Origin of the sequence: Geomonas sp. Red32 (genome assembly GCF_023652955.1) — a bacterium.
Classification (GTDB): domain Bacteria; phylum Desulfobacterota; class Desulfuromonadia; order Geobacterales; family Geobacteraceae; genus Geomonas.
Map to the genome: position 1 here is coordinate 253,641 of NZ_JAKLOY010000006.1, position 15,588 is coordinate 269,228.

The window sequence follows — 15,588 nt, forward strand, 5'->3', positions numbered from 1 at the left end:
TTCGTAGTCCCGAACCATTCAATGAACCCTGAAAGGAGCGTTTCATGTCACAAGTCCGTCTTCGTTTCGCCCCCAGCCCGACCGGCTACCTCCACGTGGGGGGTGCCCGCACCGCCCTCTTCAACTGGCTTTTGGCCAGGAAGCAGCAGGGGCGCTTCATCCTCAGGATCGAGGATACCGACGTGGCCCGCTCCACCCAGGAGTCGGTGGACGCCATTCTCGAGGGGATGACCTGGCTGGGACTGGACTGGGATGAGGGCCCCTTCTACCAGTCGGAAAATTTCCCGCTCTACAAGGAGTATGTCCAGAAGCTACTGGATGCCGGCAAGGCCTACAAATGCTACTGCTCGGCCGAGGAGCTGGAGGCCAAGAGGGAGAAGGCGATGAAGGAGGGGGGGAAGCCGAAGTACGACGGCACCTGCCGCAACCTCCCTCCCCAGGAGGACGACGGCCGCCCCTACGTGGTCCGCTTCAAGGCGCCGCAGGAAGGGACCACCTCCTGGGTCGACCTCATCAAGGGTAAGATCTCCTTCGAAAACGTCGAGCTCGACGACCTGATCATCCAGCGCACCGACGGCACCCCGACCTACAACTTCGTGGTGGTCATCGACGACGCTACCATGAACATCACCACCGTCATCCGCGGCGACGACCACGTCAACAATACCCCGCGCCAGATCCTCCTCTACGAGGCGCTCGGGGTGCCGGTCCCGACCTTCGCCCACGTCCCGATGATACTCGGGGCGGACAAGGCGCGTCTCTCCAAGCGCCACGGCGCCACCAGCGTCATGGCCTACCGCGACATGGGCTTTCTCCCGGAGGCGATGGTCAACTACCTGGTAAGGCTCGGGTGGAGCTTCGGCGACGAGGAGATCTTCTCCCTGGAAGACCTGACCCAGAAGTTCTCCATCGAGAGCGTCGGGCGCTCCGCCTCCGTCTTCAATCCGGACAAGCTTCTCTGGCTGAACGCCCACTACATCAAGACCGGCGATCCGGTACGCCTGGCCGGCCTGGTAACGCCGTTTTTGAAGGAGCGCGGGGTTGACTCGGAAAAGGGACCCGGCCTGGTGGCGGTGGTCAAGACTCTCCAGGAGCGGGCGAAGACCATGCTGGAGCTCGCCGACGGAGCGGTGTTCTACTATAAGGACGGCTTCGAGTACGACGAGAAGGGGGCGGCCAAGAACTTCAACCCGGAGACCCCGGCGCTCCTCGAACTGCTGAACGCCAAGCTGGAAGGGCTCGCCACGCTGGATATGGAGAGTGTGGAAGGGGTGTTCAAGGGGATCTGCGAGGAGAAGGGGATCAAGCTCGGCCAGATCGGACCGGCCGTGAGGCTCGCGCTCTCAGGAACGACGGCATCTCCGGGAATCTACGAGATGATCGTGACCCTCGGCATGGCCGAGACCAGGAAGCGGATCGAACGGGCCATGGCCTGGATCCGGCGGTAAAAGAAAAGGGGAGGGCGAAAGCCCTCCCCTTCATCATTTGGATAAAAGGAGACCCGCGAAGGTAATCCCGCGCGGGTCATGGCACTGCAAACGTAGGCGCTTAATTAGGCAACGATAGCGTTGACCGGGCAGGTATCTACGCAGGCACCGCAGTCGATGCAGGTATCGGCATTGATGACCCTCTTGTCGCCAGCCTCAGAAATGGCGTTGACCGGGCAGGAGTCCTCGCAAGCAGCGCAGTTGATGCACTCATCAGTAATTTTGTGGGCCAAAGTATTCACCTCCTTTTGGGTATTTAGCGTGTAAACGCTAAGTTTTCGGGAGAACCTAGCATACCCGATTCAAAAAGTCCACCACTAAAGCTGACGGCTAAAATCCCCCTTGGCTCAGAGAAAAATGTTGAACTGTCGACCACTCTCCTGTATATATAAAAAAAGGTTTTATTTGTGATGGTTTTGCTGTCGACCAGGCAAACTATAATCTCAACGGGGGTCAATGTCTGATGGACATCTTGGCATTAAACTGCGGAAGTTCTTCTGTAAAATACCAGTTGTTTGATTGGGATAAAAAAGTGGTTGTTGCCAAGGGAATGGTGGAGAGGGTCGTTGTCGGCGACTCCTTTATCCTCCACGAGGTCCCTGGCCGGGAGACTTACCGCGAGAATTCCGACTGCCCGGACCATACGGTCGCCGTCGATCTCATCCTCAGGACCCTGACCTCTCCGACTCACGGCGTTCTCAAGGATATCAAGCAGATCTCCGCCGTCGGCCATCGCGTCGTGCATGGCGGGGAGAAGTTCACCTGCTCCGTGCTGATCGACAAAGAGGTGCTCGACGCGGTCACCGAGGTACAGCACCTCGCCCCGCTGCACAATCCCCCCAACATCGCTGGGATCATGGGTGCCCTGGAAGTTCTTCCGGACGTGCCGCAGGTCGCCATCTTCGATACCGCGTTCCATCAGACCATGCCGGAACACGCCTTCCTCTATCCGCTTCCCTACGAATGGTACGAGAAATACGGCGTCCGCCGTTACGGATTCCACGGCACTTCGCACCTTTACGTCTCCAAGCGCGCCGCTGCGCTGCTCGGGAAACCGGCCAATGAGTGCAACCTGATCACCATGCACATCGGCAACGGTGTGTCCCACTGTGCTATCAAGAACGGGGTTTCCGTAGACACCACCATGGGGCTCACGCCGCTGGAAGGCGCCATGATGGGTACCCGCTGCGGCGACATCGATCCTGCCATCCCGGCCTTCATGATGCAGAAGGAGAACCTCTCCGCCAAGGAGATCGACTCCATCCTCAACAAGAAGAGCGGCGTGCTCGGTATCACCGGCCGCTTTACCGACCGTCGCGACGTCATCGAGAACGCCGAAGCCGGTGACCGTCTTTGCGCCCTTGCCCTCGACATCGAGGCCTACCGGCTCAAGAAGTACATCGGGACCTACATGGCGGCCATCGGCAAGCTCGACGCCGTCATCTTCACCGCCGGCGTGGGTGAGATGGGGGCTCCGATCCGCGAGAGGGCGCTGCAGGGGCTCGATCATCTCGGCATCAAGCTCGACAAGGCGAGAAATGCCAGCGCCATGACCCGCAAGCGGGAGACCCTGATCACCACCGACGATTCGCCGGTCAAGGTGTACGTCATCCCGACCGACGAGGAGCTGGTCTTCACCGAGGACGTGGCCGCCATCCTGGACGGCACCTACACCGACCACATGCACTTCGAATACAGCTTTTCCAAACCCGAATTCGTCAGGAAGTAGGGGAGGGGAGCAAGCAGTGAAAAAGGCCGGTGGGGATATCTCGCCGGCCTTTTTTTGTCCGTTGGTCAGGTTATCGGACCCGGCGCAAGAAAGGCCGGCGGGGTTACCCCTGCCGGCCTTTGCTCTGCTCGTGTTGGTGAGGGTGGGGGGAGCGGTCTGCTACCCCTGGGCCTGCACCGCCGTGATGGCTGTCACGTCGACGATGTCCTGGACGGAGCAGCCGCGGGAGAGGTCGTTGACCGGCTTGCCGAGACCCTGGATGACCGGGCCGATGGCGGCGGCGCCGGCCAAGCGCTCGACCAGCTTGTACGCGATGTTGCCGGCGTCGAGGTCCGGGAAGACGAGGACGTTGGCCTGGCCTGCGACCGGGCTCCCCGGGGCCTTCTTGCCGCCCACGGCGGGAATCAGCGCGGCGTCGGCCTGCAGTTCGCCGTCGATGTTGAGGTTGGGATCCATCCCCTTGGCGATCTCGAGGGCCTTGAGGACCTTGTCGGCATCGGCGTGCTTGGCGCTTCCCTTGGTGGAGAAGGAGAGCATGGCGACCCGGGCGGGAACGTCGAGGAACGCGGTGCAGTTCTTGGCGGTTGCCACGGCGATCTCGGCCAGCGCCTGGGCGTCCGGGTTCGGGTTCACGGCGCAGTCGGCAAAGAGGATGACGCCGTTCTCGCCGAACTGCGGGGTCTTGGTGGCCATCAGGAAGAAGGAGGAGACGGTCTTGATGCCGGGTGCCGGGCCGACGGTCTGGAAGGCCGCCCTCAGCACGTCGCCGGTGGTGCCGGTGGCGCCGGCCACTTCACCGTCGGCGTCGCCTTCGCGTACCATCATGCCGGCGAAATAGAGGTTATCGGCGGCGGTCAGCAGTTCGCGTGCCTGCTCGGCGGTCAGCCCCTTGGACTTCCGCAGCTCGACCAGTTTCTCGATGTAGCCGTTTAGCTTGGAGGAGGTGGCCGGTTCGACGATCTCGACGCCGGCGGGGTTGATACCCTTCGCGGCGCAGGCCGCTTTCAGGGTTTCGGGGTTGCCTAGAAGTATAATTTTTGCCAAACCTTGTTCGACAATCTGCTGGGCAGCAAAAAGCATTCTCTCGTCGTAACTTTCCGGCAGCACTACGGTTTTAAGCTGTTTCCGAGCCTTGTCTTTGATCAGCTCTATCAACGACATATATCCCCTCCGCTTGGATTTAAAACCACGTTCCGGTTATAACCTACCAACCTGTTCCGGTCAACAGAAAAGGGTCAGCTCCCGCACTCGGCGGGGTCTCCCTGGATCTTGTCGACCGCATGGGGAATCGCCGCCCAGACGAATCCGAGGCACTCGGTGGCCCCTTTTGGGCTCCCCGGAAGGTTGACGATCAGGGTGGTTTTCCGGATGCCGGCCACCGCCCGCGAAATGATGGCGTGGGGGGTCTTTTTGAGGCTCTCCATCCGCATGACCTCGCCGAAGCCGGGGAGGATGCGGTCGAGGATCCGCTCGGTGGATTCGGGGGTTACGTCTCTGGGGGATACCCCGGTCCCGCCGGTGGTAAGGATGAGTTGGTAGCGTCCGGAATCGGCCCATCCGGTGAGGCGCTCGGAGATGAGCTCGGATTCGTCCGGGATCACCTCCACGGTGGCGACCGTCACCCCCCGCTCCTCCAGCCAGAGCTTGAGCGCGGGTCCGCTTCCGTCCAGGCGCTCACCGGTGGAGCAGCGGTCGCTTAAGGTAAGGATGGCAGCTATCATGATCTTCTCCTTCGGGGAGCACCTCCCCGGATCTTCACTCCGTGGAACGTTGGTATACGCCGCTCTTGCCACCTTCCTTGTAGAGGAGGGCGATATCCGAGATGACGATCCCCTTGTCGGTCCCTTTGCACATGTCGTAGACGGTGAGAGCGGCTACGGTGGCGGAGGTCATGGCCTCCATCTCCACGCCGGTCCGCTCGAAGGCCCTGACCGTGGCCTTGACCTCGATCCTCCCCGCCTCGGCGTCCAGGGAAAAGTCGATGGCCGCGTGATGGATGGCGAGCGGGTGGGAGAGGGGGATCAGCTCCGGAGTCTTCTTGGCGGCCGCGATCCCCGCGATGCGGGCGACCCCCAGAACGTCTCCTTTGGCGACCCTCCCTTCCACGATGGAACGGACCGTCTCCGGTTTAAGGGTGAGGACGGCACCGGCCACCGCGGTACGCATGGTGGGCGTCTTGGCGCTGACGTCGACCATGATGGCGTTTCCTGCTTCGTCGAAATGATTGAAGGACATCTAACTCTCCATGTCGAGTGAGTTGTCGAGGAGGTGAAGATCAACCTCCTCGCCGGCGGTGAAGTCGGTCCGCTCCGCCGGAAGGAGCGCCAGTGCGTTGCACCGGAGCATGGTCTTGATGGTTCCGCTTTTCTGGCTTCCCGCCGTGGTGGCGAGGTAGCGGCCGTTTTCCACGGTGACCGCCACCCGGAGAAAGTGCAGGGTTCCCGGCTTCATGCGCACCGGTTCCGATAGAAATCCCTTCACTCTCCGGCGAAACGGCTTGCCATGGCCGAGCATCTTCAAAAGGGCCGGCCGGACGAACTCCTCGAAGGTGATCATGGTGGCCACCGGGTTGCCGGGGAGGGAGAAGACCGGGACGGCCTCTTTGGTGCCGAAGGCCATCGGCCCTCCGGGCTTCACGCCTACCTTCCAGATTTCCTCCACCACACCAAGCTTCTTGAGGGCGGAGCGCACCAGGTCGCGGTCGCCGGCGGAAACTCCCGCCGAGGTGATGAGGACGTCGGCCTTCAGCCCCTCGGCCAAAAGATCGAGATGGCTCTCCATGGTATCGCGGGCGATCCCGAGCAGCAGGGGCTCGGCGCCGCAGAGCCGTACCGCCGCCGCCACTGCCAGGATGTTGCTGTTGATGATCTGGCCGTAGGCAGGCTGGGTCCCCAGTTCGACGAGTTCGTCGCCGGTGGAGATGATGGCCACCCTGGGGCGGCGGTAGACCGGGACCATGGCCGCCGAGAAGGAGGCCAGAAGGCTCACCTGGGGCGGGCCGATTACCGTCCCTGCCGTAATGGCGTTGCTGCCGGCTGCCACGTCCTCGCCCCGGACCCTGACGTTGGCCCCCTTGACGCAGCCCCTCAGAAGCGTAACCACTCCCTCACCGGAGTGAGTTTCTTCATGGGGGACGACCGAGTCGGCGCCGGGCGGGATAGGCGCTCCCGTCATGATGCGCGCGGCGCACCCGTTTTCCAGGGGAGCTCCCGGAGTCACCCCGGCAGGAAGGAATGAGGTCACCTTGAGCGTGGTGCCGGGAGCGCACTCCTCGGCCCTGACCGCGAAGCCGTCCATGGCGGAATTGTCCCAGGCTGGAATGTCCCACGGAGCGGTAAAATCGGCGGCCAGGATCCTTCCCACCGCATCCATCAGCGGGACGCGCTCCACTCCGATGGGAGCTACCTTGGACAGGATGGTCGCCCTGGCTTCTTCGTAGGTACTCATGGAATCCCTGTGCTTTGCCCCTTCACTCTCACGAGGAATGGGGGCGAATGGTATCATCGGAAAGGGATAGCACACCGGATGGGATTAGACAATTACTTTGCCCTCAATGATTATTGCTCGCACATGATATCTCCATTGCCTCGCTGGACAGAAAAAGGTATCTTTGAGAACGAATTTCTTCATCCCCGCGGATCTGTCTCCAGCAGGATCATCTTCATGGCTCTTATAGATACCTTCGGCAGGCGCATCAACTACCTCCGCCTCTCCGTCACCGATCGCTGCAATTTCAGATGCACGTATTGCATGCCGGCCGGTGGCGTCGAAAAGCTTTCCCACTGCGACATCCTTTCCTATGCCGATCTTTTGAGGATCTCCACCCAGGCGGTGGCGGCCGGCATAGAGAAAATCCGGGTTACCGGCGGCGAGCCGCTGGTGAGAAAGGGAATCGTCCAATTCCTCGCCCTTTTGTCCCAGTTGCCGGGTCTTAAGGAGCTGGTGCTGACCACGAACGGTCTGCTCCTCCCCGAAATGGCCCAGGGGCTTTGGGATGCCGGGGTCCAGCGGCTCAACATAAGCCTCGATTCCTTGAATCCCGAGACCTTTGCCAGGGTCACCCGCGGCGGCGATCTGCAAAGGGTCCTCGACGGGATTAGGGTGGCCGAAGAGGTGGGCTTCCCCCCCCACAAGATCAACGTGGTGGTCATGCGCGGGGTAAACGACAACGAGATCCTCGATTTCGCCCGGCTGACCCTCGAGCGCCCCTACTCGGTTCGCTTCATCGAGTACATGCCGACCTCGGGGGATGGCGACTGGCGCGAGCTCTGCGTGCCGGGGAGCGAGATCATCGAACGGATCAGCCGGGAGTACCCGATCGAGGAAGGGGGAAGTTCCGCGCGTTCCGGTCCCTCCAGGAACTTCCGCGTGGTCGGTGGAAAGGGATCGCTTGGGATCATCACCCCCATGACCGGACATTTCTGCGATGCCTGCAACCGCCTCCGGGTGACCGCGTCGGGTATGGCCAAGAGTTGCCTCTTCTCGGGGAGCGGCGTCGATCTGCGCCCCTTCCTCGCCACCGGCGACGATGCCATCCTGCAGGCGGAGATCCGGCGGATCGTGGCAGGGAAGCCGGGACGCCACCAGATGGCGGAGAAGGGGGAGGACCCGGCCCCGTTCGCCATGTCAGGGGTCGGAGGGTAGGCCGGTGTGCAGCCTGATAAGACGGTAAGACGGTAAGACGGTAAACAGGTGGGCGGTAAGCCGCCGGTGCCGAGAAACAAACCAAGGAGCATCCAGATGAAAGGTAAAGTGCTGGCGGTCAATGTCAGCGTCAATAAAGGGGAGCGGAAGACTCCCGTGGCGGAAGTAACCCTCCGGGAGGAGCACGGCATCGTCGGTGACGCCCATGCTGGCGATTGGCATCGCCAGGTGAGCCTGCTCGCCATGGAGAGCATCGAGAAGATGAAGGCGCTCGGCCTCCAGGTGGGGGAGGGGGACTTCGCCGAAAACATCACCACCGAAGGGGTGGACCTGGTGCATCTCCCGCTGGGGACCCGTCTCACCCTCGGCGAGACCTTGCTGGAAGTGACCCAGATCGGCAAGGAATGTCATACCCGCTGCGCTATCTACTACCAGGCTGGCGACTGCGTCATGCCCAAGGAAGGGATCTTCGCCCGCGTCATCACCGGCGGCGTGGTCCGTCCGGGCGACGATGTGGTGGTTCAGTAAGGTAATCTTCGAAAGGAGGGGAAATGGAAAAGATCGTGATGATAACCGGCGCCTCGTCCGGTTTCGGGGCCGCCTGCGCCCGGGCCTTTGCCAAGGCCGGGTGCCGCCTGGTGCTCGCCGCCCGGCGCATGGAGATGCTGGAGCGGCTCAAAGAGGAACTGGGGCCTGAGGTGCCGGTCCACCTGGTCAAACTCGATGTCCGCAATAGAGACGCGGTTGAGACGGCCTTTGCCGGACTTCCCGGGGACTACCGGGAGATCGATCTCCTCGTCAACAACGCCGGTCTCGCCCTCGGTCTCGAACGGGCACAGGAGGCATCGCTCGACGACTGGGACGACATGGTGGACACCAACAACAAGGGGCTCATATATTGCACCCGTGCGGTCCTGCCGGGCATGGTGGCCCGTAACCGTGGCCATATCGTGAACATCGGGTCGGTGGCCGGCAACTGGCCCTATCCCGGGGGCAACGTCTACGGCGCCACCAAGGCCTTCGTGCAGCAGTTTTCCCGCAACCTGCGGGCCGACCTGCTCGGGACCGCGGTGAGGGTGACCAATATCGAGCCGGGGATGGCGGAAACCGAATTCTCCACGGTCCGCTTCAAGGGGGACGAGCAAAAGGCCCATCGGGTGTACCTAGGTACCGAGCCGCTCTTGGCTGAGGATGTGGCGGATATCGTGGTGTGGGTCTCGTCGATGCCGGGGCGGGTCAACATCAACAGCATCGAGGTCATGTCGGTCAACCAAGCCTGGGGGCCACTGGCCGTGCATCGCCACGAAGGATAGACAAAGGTCCTTCTGGGACTCCGGGGACTCCTGGAATTCAGGTCCCCCCCCTTGTCAAAGGGGGGACAGGGGGGATTTGCCCCTCGCGGATCCAGAAGCAAATCCCCCTAAATCCCCCTTTAACAAGGGGGATTTTTTTATTCCGATACCCCAAACAAAAGCCCCCTCCCGGGGGAGGGGGCCATCTCGAGCCTATGCCGGTCACCGGTTAGTGGTGAGAGGACTTGCTGCCATGCGAGGATTTGCCCTGGCTCTGGCTCTGGCTGCGGCTCTGGCTTTGGCTGGAGCTTGATCTGCTTGAGCTGGAGCGGCTTTTGGATTCCTCTTCCTGGGGCTCGAAGCTTTTCATGACGTCAGCCATGCTGTTGTACTCTTTTTCCGGCATTTTCTGAATTTCGTCTATCACGACCTTCTCGGCGTGCAGTTGTTGGGCGTGTTTGATCAGGTCCTGCTTTTCGGCCGGGAAGTCGATCCCTTTAAGGTGTTTGGTCACATTGGCCGACGAAGCACCAGTTTCTCTTGTTGCCATAAGAACCTCCTTTTACTTCTCTCCAGCTTTTGCTTCCTATTTAATTGTAAGCTGCATATATTCTGCCAGCAATTGAAAAACTAACATACTTCCATAGTTGCGGCATTATAATTAGCCTCTTGCTCTCTCTCCCATAATGATCATCCTTTTAACAAAGTACTGCCAAAAGCTCCCCTGGTTACCTGAACTCTAACGAAACCACCAGCATGGCTGCCAAGCCTACCACCAGCCAGACGACGTAGTCGCCGATGTAGCCGGAGTGGATGGCCCGCAGCAGGCCGGTCAGCCGTTTCGCCGCCCCCTTGACTCCCCGTGCCCAGGGCTCCGGTACCGGGTACCTGTGGACCATGAAGGCTCCCTCCTGCCGCCGCCCGGCCAGGTGGAGGATGAGCGTCTTCAGCAGGAGCCAGCTCTCCGACAGCATCGCCACCGGTATCCGCCAGAGAAGGAGCAGCCATACCGGCTTGATGAGCACCGTCCTCTTGAACCGCCCGCCGAGGAGCCGGACCAGTAAGAGCGAGGCCGTAGCCGCCACGGCACCGACCACCGCCTCGCTCACGTTGACCTTCCCCGCCAGCGCATCAGCTTTCCCTCCTCGTCTTCAACCAGCAGCGCAAGGTTTCCGCCACGCTCCAGGCCTGGGCGATGCATCCGCGGGGGTCGTAGGGGGATTCGGCGTCGCAGATCTCGCTGATGGAGCCGACGCATTGCTCTCCCAGTTGGGTGGCGAGCCCCTCGAGAAAGCCGCGGGCGTCGGCGGCCCGGCCGGGATTGAGCCTCAGCCAGGCGTCCACGAAGGGGCCGATGAGCCAGGGCCAGACGGTCCCCTGGTGGTAGGCGGCGTCGCGCGCCCGGATGTCGCCCGTATAGGTCGCCTTGTAGTCCGGGTGCCCCGGCGCGAGCGTCCTCAAGCCGACCGGGGTGAGGAGCCGCTCTTCTACGATCTTCATTACCGGCTCCCATCTCTCCCGTTCCAGTACCGGGTGGTCGAGCGAGATCGAGAAGAGCTGGTTGGGGCGGCAGGAGGCGTCGTCACCCGCTTCCCCGTCGACCACGTCATAGAGATAGCCCCCCTCGCCATACCAGAAACGTTCGTTGAAGGAGCGGTAGCACTGCTCGGCAAAGCCCCCGAGCTGCTGCGAGTAGGGGAGATCCTCCTCGGCAACCCACCCCTGCAGCAACCTCAGGGCGTTGTACCAGAGGGCGTTGATCTCCACCGCTTTGCCCCGGCGCGGCGTCACCACCCAATCGCCGACCTTGGCGTCCATCCAGGTGAGCTGGTACCCCTTGGCCCCCTGCCTGAGGAGGCCGTCCTTGGGATCCACCCCGATGCCGAAGAGGGTCCCCGCCAGGTGGCGGTCGACGATCTGCCGCATCTGGGGAAGGATCAGCCTCAAGGTCGCCCTGTCCCCGGTCACCTCCAGGTAGCGGTGCAGGGCGTGAAAGAACCAGAGGCTTGCGTCGGCGGTATGGTAGAGCCCCTCGCTTTGCCCTTCGGGGAAGAGGTTGGGGATCAGGCCGTCCCTGACATAGTGGGCGAAGGTGCGCAGGATCCAGCCGGCTTCGTGATGGCGGCCGGTGGCGAGGGTGAGCCCCTCCAGCGAGATCATGGTGTCGCGCCCCCAGTCGGTGAACCAGTGGTAGCCGGCGATGACCGTGCAGACCTCGTCCCCCATGGCGTGGGCCCGGACGGCGTCCTCGAGCCGGCCGGCCGGGGAGATGATGAACTGGTCGGCGGCCAGTACCAGCTCGGCCGGTACGCCGTCGAGGGCGTCCTGGGTTGCGGCCGTGAGGAGGCGGCGGCGCTCCCTCTCGGTCATCAGGGCCTCGGCCGGGGAGAGGGCGCGGATGGTCTCCCAGCTCTCGGTGGAGGCGGTCAGGGCGGCGTCCTGCCCGGGGGCAAGGTCGACCGCGAAATAGCCGGGGCTCCAGAGGCTGCCGACCGACTCGTAGCCGCGGGCGTCCTCCAGCGAATAGAAGACGTTGGAGGTGTTGCGCTCCTCCAGGGTGAAGGTTCCCCTTCCTCCCGTGATGACCAGGCGGAGCTGGGGAGCGTTGGGGCCCGAGGAGATCTGGTAGCGGTTCTCCACCGCCGAGAAGATGTAGGGGTGCTCTTCCTTCAGGTCGACCGGGGAGTCGTGGGGGCGAAAATGCAGGGAGGGCTGGAGCTTCAGGCGTACCTTTCCCTCTCCCTCCACCATCCGGTAGATGAGGTGGGCGGTGTTCTGCCGGTGGGCGAGGACCAGCTGGCGTTCGATGACCGTGCCGCCGATCTGGTAGCGCCAGATGGGAAGCCCGTCCTCCAGGCGGAAGCCGGCCAGGTGCTCCATGCCGTGGAACTCCAGGGCGCCCCCTTCTTTCTGCAGCCCGCCCAGGAGGGTGGCGCTGCCGTCGGGAAACCTGATCACCTCGGTCACCCGATTGAGGACCACGATGCGGCCCAGCGGGGCAGGGTAGGCGGCGATCAGCCAGCCGTGGTAGCGCCTGGTGAGCGCCCCGCAGACGGTCCCGGTGGCGTAGCCTCCCAGCCCGTTGGTCACCAGCCACTCGAGCTCCATGAGCTGGCGGTTCCTCTTCTTGTTCTCTTGGTCGAGGACGATCTCCCGGGTCACGGTGGTCATTTCGCTTCTCCCTCCGGCACCTGCTTAAGCACCACGGCAGCGTTGCCTTGAACGATCCAGAAACGGTCGGTATCGAGTTCCGCCGGGGTACCCGATCCCCCGTATTCGATCCGTTCGCTGGTCCAAAGCACTTCCCACCGGCACCCTTCCGGCGGGGCCAGCATCGGCTCGGGAGCCGGGGCGAGATGGAGCTCGCGCCCCAGGTTGAAGAGGAGGAGCCGGTACTCGTCCTTCAACTGGTAGCGGAGCAGGAAGGCGGCTCTCCCGAGCACCGCCCCCTCGATGAAGGCGTTGTATCCCTCACTGAAGACAGTGTCGCTCTTTCTGAGCCGGATCAGGTCCCGGTAGAGCGCAAAGACCTTGACGTTGCGGGCCCGCTCGGAAAGGTCGAGCCGGGACTGCTCGAAGGTCGACTGGTCGTACGGCTTGTCGATCGCCTCGATGATGTGGGGATTGTCGATATTGGTGAACTGCTTGAGGAATTCGATGCGGCCGATGTGTACCTGCTCGGAGATCTCTGGGCTCAGGTCGGCGAAGTACTGGAAGGGGTTCGAGGCGGAAAACTCCTGTCCCTGGAAGATGAGGGGCGTCTGCGGGGAGAGAAGGAGCAAGGTGGCCACCGCCCGCAGCGCGCCGGGATTGGTGAGGGTGTGAATCCTCGCCCCCCAGGCGGAGTTGCCGATCTGGTCGTGGTTCTGGATGTAGTGGACGAACCGGTTTCTCCCTTTCCCCGCCGTCGGCGAACCGCGGCGCTTCCCCTGCCAGTAGAAGCGTTGTCCCTGGTAGAGGTACCCCCACTTGATGCTGGAGACCAGTTCCTGGGGGGAGCCCAGGTACTCCATGTAATAGGCGTCGTGGTAGCCGGTCAGGGCGACGTGGGCGGCATGGTGGAAGTCGTCGTTCCAGACGGCGTCCATCCCGAAGCCACCCTGGCCGGCGGGGAGGAGGCAGCGCCGGTCCTGGGGCTCGTTCTCCGCGAACATGAGAACCTTCCTTTTGTCGGCCGCCGCCCTTGCGGCATCGGTGATGTCGCCCAGGATGTGACGGGGGGAGCGGTCCAGGATGGAATGGGTGGAGTCGAAGCGCAGACCGTCGAAATGGTACTCGTTCATCCAGTAGGCGCCGTTGGCGACGAAGTATTCCCTCACCGGGCCGCAGTTGTTTTCGTCGAAGTTGATGGCCCGCCCCCAGCCGCTCTCCTCGGGGCTGTAGTAGTCGTGGGAGAATTTCTCGAGGTAGTTTCCCTCCGGACCGAAGTGGTTGTAGACCACGTCCAGCACCACCCCGAGTCCCACCTGGTGGGCGCGGTCGACGAAGCGCTTGAGGTCTTCGGGTGCGCCGTAGTTGCGGCAGGGAGCGAAGTGGTTGACGCCGTCGTAGCCCCAGCCGAACCTCCCGGGGAAGTCGGCGACCGGCATGATCTCCACCAGCGTAACCCCGAGGTCGAGCAGGGCGGGGAACTGTTCCATGGCGGCCGCCCAGGTGCCTTCCCTGGTGAAGGTCCCGGTGTGGATCTCGTAAATGACGTGCCCGTCGAGCGGTATCCCTTTCCACTTGGCGTCCGTCCACTCGAACCCGGAAGGGTCGATCACCATGGAGGGGCCGTGGGGCCCTTCGGGCTGGTAGCGGGAGGCGGGGCAGGGGAAGCTCTCGCCGCCGTCCAGACGGTAGCGGTAGAGCGAGCCGCTCCGCGCCTGGCCGGTTACCCCTGAAAAGTATCCCCCCTTCTCCGGCTTGAGGTCGACGGCCGCCATCTCCGGATGGTTCTCTTGCTCACCCAGGATGACCGCCTCCACCTTGCGGCAGTTCGGCGCCCACACCCGGAAACTGACCCCTTCCGGTACGATTTCGGCCCCGACCGGATATCTCCTCGCCGTCCCCTGTGCCTTCGGCATGCACTACCTCTCTCCTGAAATTAATAGCAATTAAGGTAGCATACTTTCCCTGTTTGAAAACCTGGCGGCCGGATCCCCGGAGGCGACCGCCAGGCCACCCACTGGGGAGGCCAGCGATGGTAACTCCTTACTAAGACAAAATATTTTCAGAGGCACATTTGACAGCAAAGTCGCCGCTGCTAATATTTAGAAATTATTAATTTAAATAAAAATTAATCATATTCATTAGGGACTGCGGCGGCCTAAGTGATGGATTTGAGGAGGGTTGCGTACTGATATCCGGTGGGGCGGATTCATTGGATCGCATCTGGCCGACGAACTGCTCCGTCACGGCCGGCAAATCGAGAGCGCTACCGGGTTGGAGGCTATCTGATGGGAGAGACCATGCAGGCTGCGGTGATCGCCGCTCCCGGCCAGGCGGGAGTTTTGGAAGTCCCCCGGCCGGCCGCGGGAGTAGGGGAAGTGGTGGTGCGTCTGGAAGGGTGCGGCGTCTGCGCGTCCAACCTGCCGCTTTGGCAGGGAAGGCCCTGGTTCAGCTACCCGGCGCTCCCCGGCGCCCCCGGCCACGAAGGATGGGGGCGGGTGCAGGAAGTGGGGGAGGGAGTCACCGGATTCTCCGCGGGGGACCGGGTCACCTTCCTTTCCTACAACGCCTACGCCGAGTTCGACAAAGTACCGGGTAACTCCCTGGTCAAACTCCCCGCCTCGCTGGACGGGATCCCCTTCCCGGGTGAGCCGGTCGGCTGCGCCCTCAACGTGTTCCGCAGAAGCGACATCGAGGCGGGGCAGGTCGTGGCGGTGATCGGCGCCGGTTTCCTCGGTGCCATCGTCACCTCCCTGGCCCAGTCCCGGGGCGCTCGGGTGATCGCCATCTCCCGCCGAGCTTCCTCCCTTGAAATTGCCCGCCGCTACGGCGCCTGGGAAACCGTCCCGCTCGACGACCACCAGACGGTCCTGGACCGGGTCCGCGAGCTGACCGGCGGCAAGTGGTGCGACCGGGTGGTCGAGGCGACCGGCTATCAGTGGCCGCTCGACCTGGCTGGGGAGCTGGTCAAGGAGCGGGGGAAGGTCATCATCGCCGGCTTTCACCAGGACGGTGCCCGCCAGGTCAACATCCAGCTCTGGAACTGGAAGGGGATCGACGTCATCAACGCACACGAGCGGGAGGCCAAGGTCTACCTGGAGGGGATCCGGCGCGGCATCGCCGCCGTGGAGAGCGGCCTTTTCCAGGTCAACGACCTGATGACCCACGCCTTTAGCCTGGACGAGCTGGCGCAGGCCTACCAGGCGCTCGAGCAGCGACCCGACGGCTTCATCAAGGGGATGATTCTGCTTTGACCGGTGAAGATGGAGCAAGAGGAGGGAATCCC

The 15,588-nt window shown here is 62.7% G+C and carries 15 protein-coding genes; 6 read left to right on the forward strand and 9 right to left on the reverse strand.

Going from position 1 to position 15,588, the window contains the following annotated elements; translation table 11 throughout:
• Positions 1–44: 44 nt before the first annotated feature.
• Entirely contained in the window at positions 45–1,448 is a 1,404-nt protein-coding gene (gene gltX / locus L4X63_RS16780; protein WP_250679799.1) for a glutamate--tRNA ligase, read from the forward strand.
• Positions 1,449–1,552: 104 nt separating this feature from the next.
• Here the strand turns inward: gltX and fdxA are convergent, their stop codons facing one another.
• The gene (gene fdxA, locus L4X63_RS16785; protein WP_250679800.1) at positions 1,553–1,720 is read right to left on the reverse strand and encodes a 4Fe-4S ferredoxin; all 168 of its coding nucleotides are present in this window, start codon (positions 1,718–1,720) and stop codon (positions 1,553–1,555) included.
• Positions 1,721–1,950: 230 nt separating this feature from the next.
• Here fdxA and L4X63_RS16790 point away from each other — a divergent pair, with 230 nt between their 5' ends.
• Complete coding sequence (locus L4X63_RS16790; protein WP_250679801.1) at positions 1,951–3,216, forward strand: acetate kinase; 1,266 nt, start codon at positions 1,951–1,953, stop codon at positions 3,214–3,216.
• A gap of 159 nt (positions 3,217–3,375) precedes the next feature.
• Here L4X63_RS16790 and pta read toward each other — a convergent pair whose 3' ends face one another.
• The 4 genes from pta to L4X63_RS16810 all read right to left on the reverse strand — a co-directional run bounded on the left by pta (position 3,376) and on the right by L4X63_RS16810 (position 6,663).
• Entirely contained in the window at positions 3,376–4,377 is a 1,002-nt protein-coding gene (gene pta / locus L4X63_RS16795; protein WP_250679802.1) for a phosphate acetyltransferase, read from the reverse strand.
• A 74-nt stretch (positions 4,378–4,451) separates the two neighbouring features.
• Positions 4,452–4,937 (reverse strand): MogA/MoaB family molybdenum cofactor biosynthesis protein, encoded by a 486-nt coding sequence (locus L4X63_RS16800; protein WP_250679803.1) that lies wholly within the window; start codon positions 4,935–4,937, stop codon positions 4,452–4,454.
• Positions 4,938–4,971: 34 nt separating this feature from the next.
• Positions 4,972–5,451, reverse strand: a complete 480-nt coding sequence (gene moaC / locus L4X63_RS16805; protein ID WP_250679804.1) for a cyclic pyranopterin monophosphate synthase MoaC — start codon at positions 5,449–5,451, stop codon at positions 4,972–4,974.
• Positions 5,452–6,663, reverse strand: a complete 1,212-nt coding sequence (locus L4X63_RS16810; RefSeq protein WP_250679805.1) for a molybdopterin molybdotransferase MoeA — start codon at positions 6,661–6,663, stop codon at positions 5,452–5,454.
• Between the two features lie 216 nt (positions 6,664–6,879).
• Here L4X63_RS16810 and moaA point away from each other — a divergent pair, with 216 nt between their 5' ends.
• From moaA to L4X63_RS16825, 3 genes are all read left to right on the forward strand, one after another.
• The gene (moaA, locus tag L4X63_RS16815) at positions 6,880–7,860 is read left to right on the forward strand and encodes a GTP 3',8-cyclase MoaA (protein WP_250679806.1); all 981 of its coding nucleotides are present in this window, start codon (positions 6,880–6,882) and stop codon (positions 7,858–7,860) included.
• 96 nt (positions 7,861–7,956) lie between these two features.
• Positions 7,957–8,388, forward strand: a complete 432-nt coding sequence (locus L4X63_RS16820) for an MOSC domain-containing protein (protein ID WP_250679807.1) — start codon at positions 7,957–7,959, stop codon at positions 8,386–8,388.
• 23 nt (positions 8,389–8,411) lie between these two features.
• Entirely contained in the window at positions 8,412–9,173 is a 762-nt protein-coding gene (locus tag L4X63_RS16825; protein ID WP_250679808.1) for an SDR family oxidoreductase, read from the forward strand.
• Between the two features lie 208 nt (positions 9,174–9,381).
• On the opposite strand, the gene L4X63_RS16830 is transcribed toward L4X63_RS16825, so the two are convergent.
• From L4X63_RS16830 to treZ, 4 genes are all read right to left on the reverse strand, one after another.
• The gene (locus tag L4X63_RS16830) at positions 9,382–9,702 is read right to left on the reverse strand and encodes a DUF2795 domain-containing protein (RefSeq protein WP_250679809.1); all 321 of its coding nucleotides are present in this window, start codon (positions 9,700–9,702) and stop codon (positions 9,382–9,384) included.
• A 178-nt stretch (positions 9,703–9,880) separates the two neighbouring features.
• On the reverse strand, positions 9,881–10,261 hold the full coding sequence (locus L4X63_RS16835; RefSeq protein WP_250679810.1) for a hypothetical protein: 381 nt from the start codon (positions 10,259–10,261) through the stop codon (positions 9,881–9,883).
• A gap of 22 nt (positions 10,262–10,283) precedes the next feature.
• A complete protein-coding gene (locus L4X63_RS16840; RefSeq protein WP_250679811.1) occupies positions 10,284–12,323 on the reverse strand; it encodes an amylo-alpha-1,6-glucosidase in 2,040 nt (679 codons plus the stop codon).
• Positions 12,320–14,218: a malto-oligosyltrehalose trehalohydrolase gene (gene treZ, locus L4X63_RS16845; RefSeq protein WP_250679812.1), complete on the reverse strand. Its 1,899-nt coding sequence runs from the start codon at positions 14,216–14,218 to the stop codon at positions 12,320–12,322. Before treZ ends, L4X63_RS16840 begins: the two co-directional genes overlap by 4 nt.
• Before the next feature lie 372 nt (positions 14,219–14,590).
• Here treZ and L4X63_RS16850 point away from each other — a divergent pair, with 372 nt between their 5' ends.
• Positions 14,591–15,556, forward strand: coding sequence for an MDR/zinc-dependent alcohol dehydrogenase-like family protein (locus tag L4X63_RS16850; protein WP_250679813.1), 966 nt, complete (start codon positions 14,591–14,593; stop codon positions 15,554–15,556).
• The last annotated feature ends 32 nt before the right edge of the window (positions 15,557–15,588 follow it).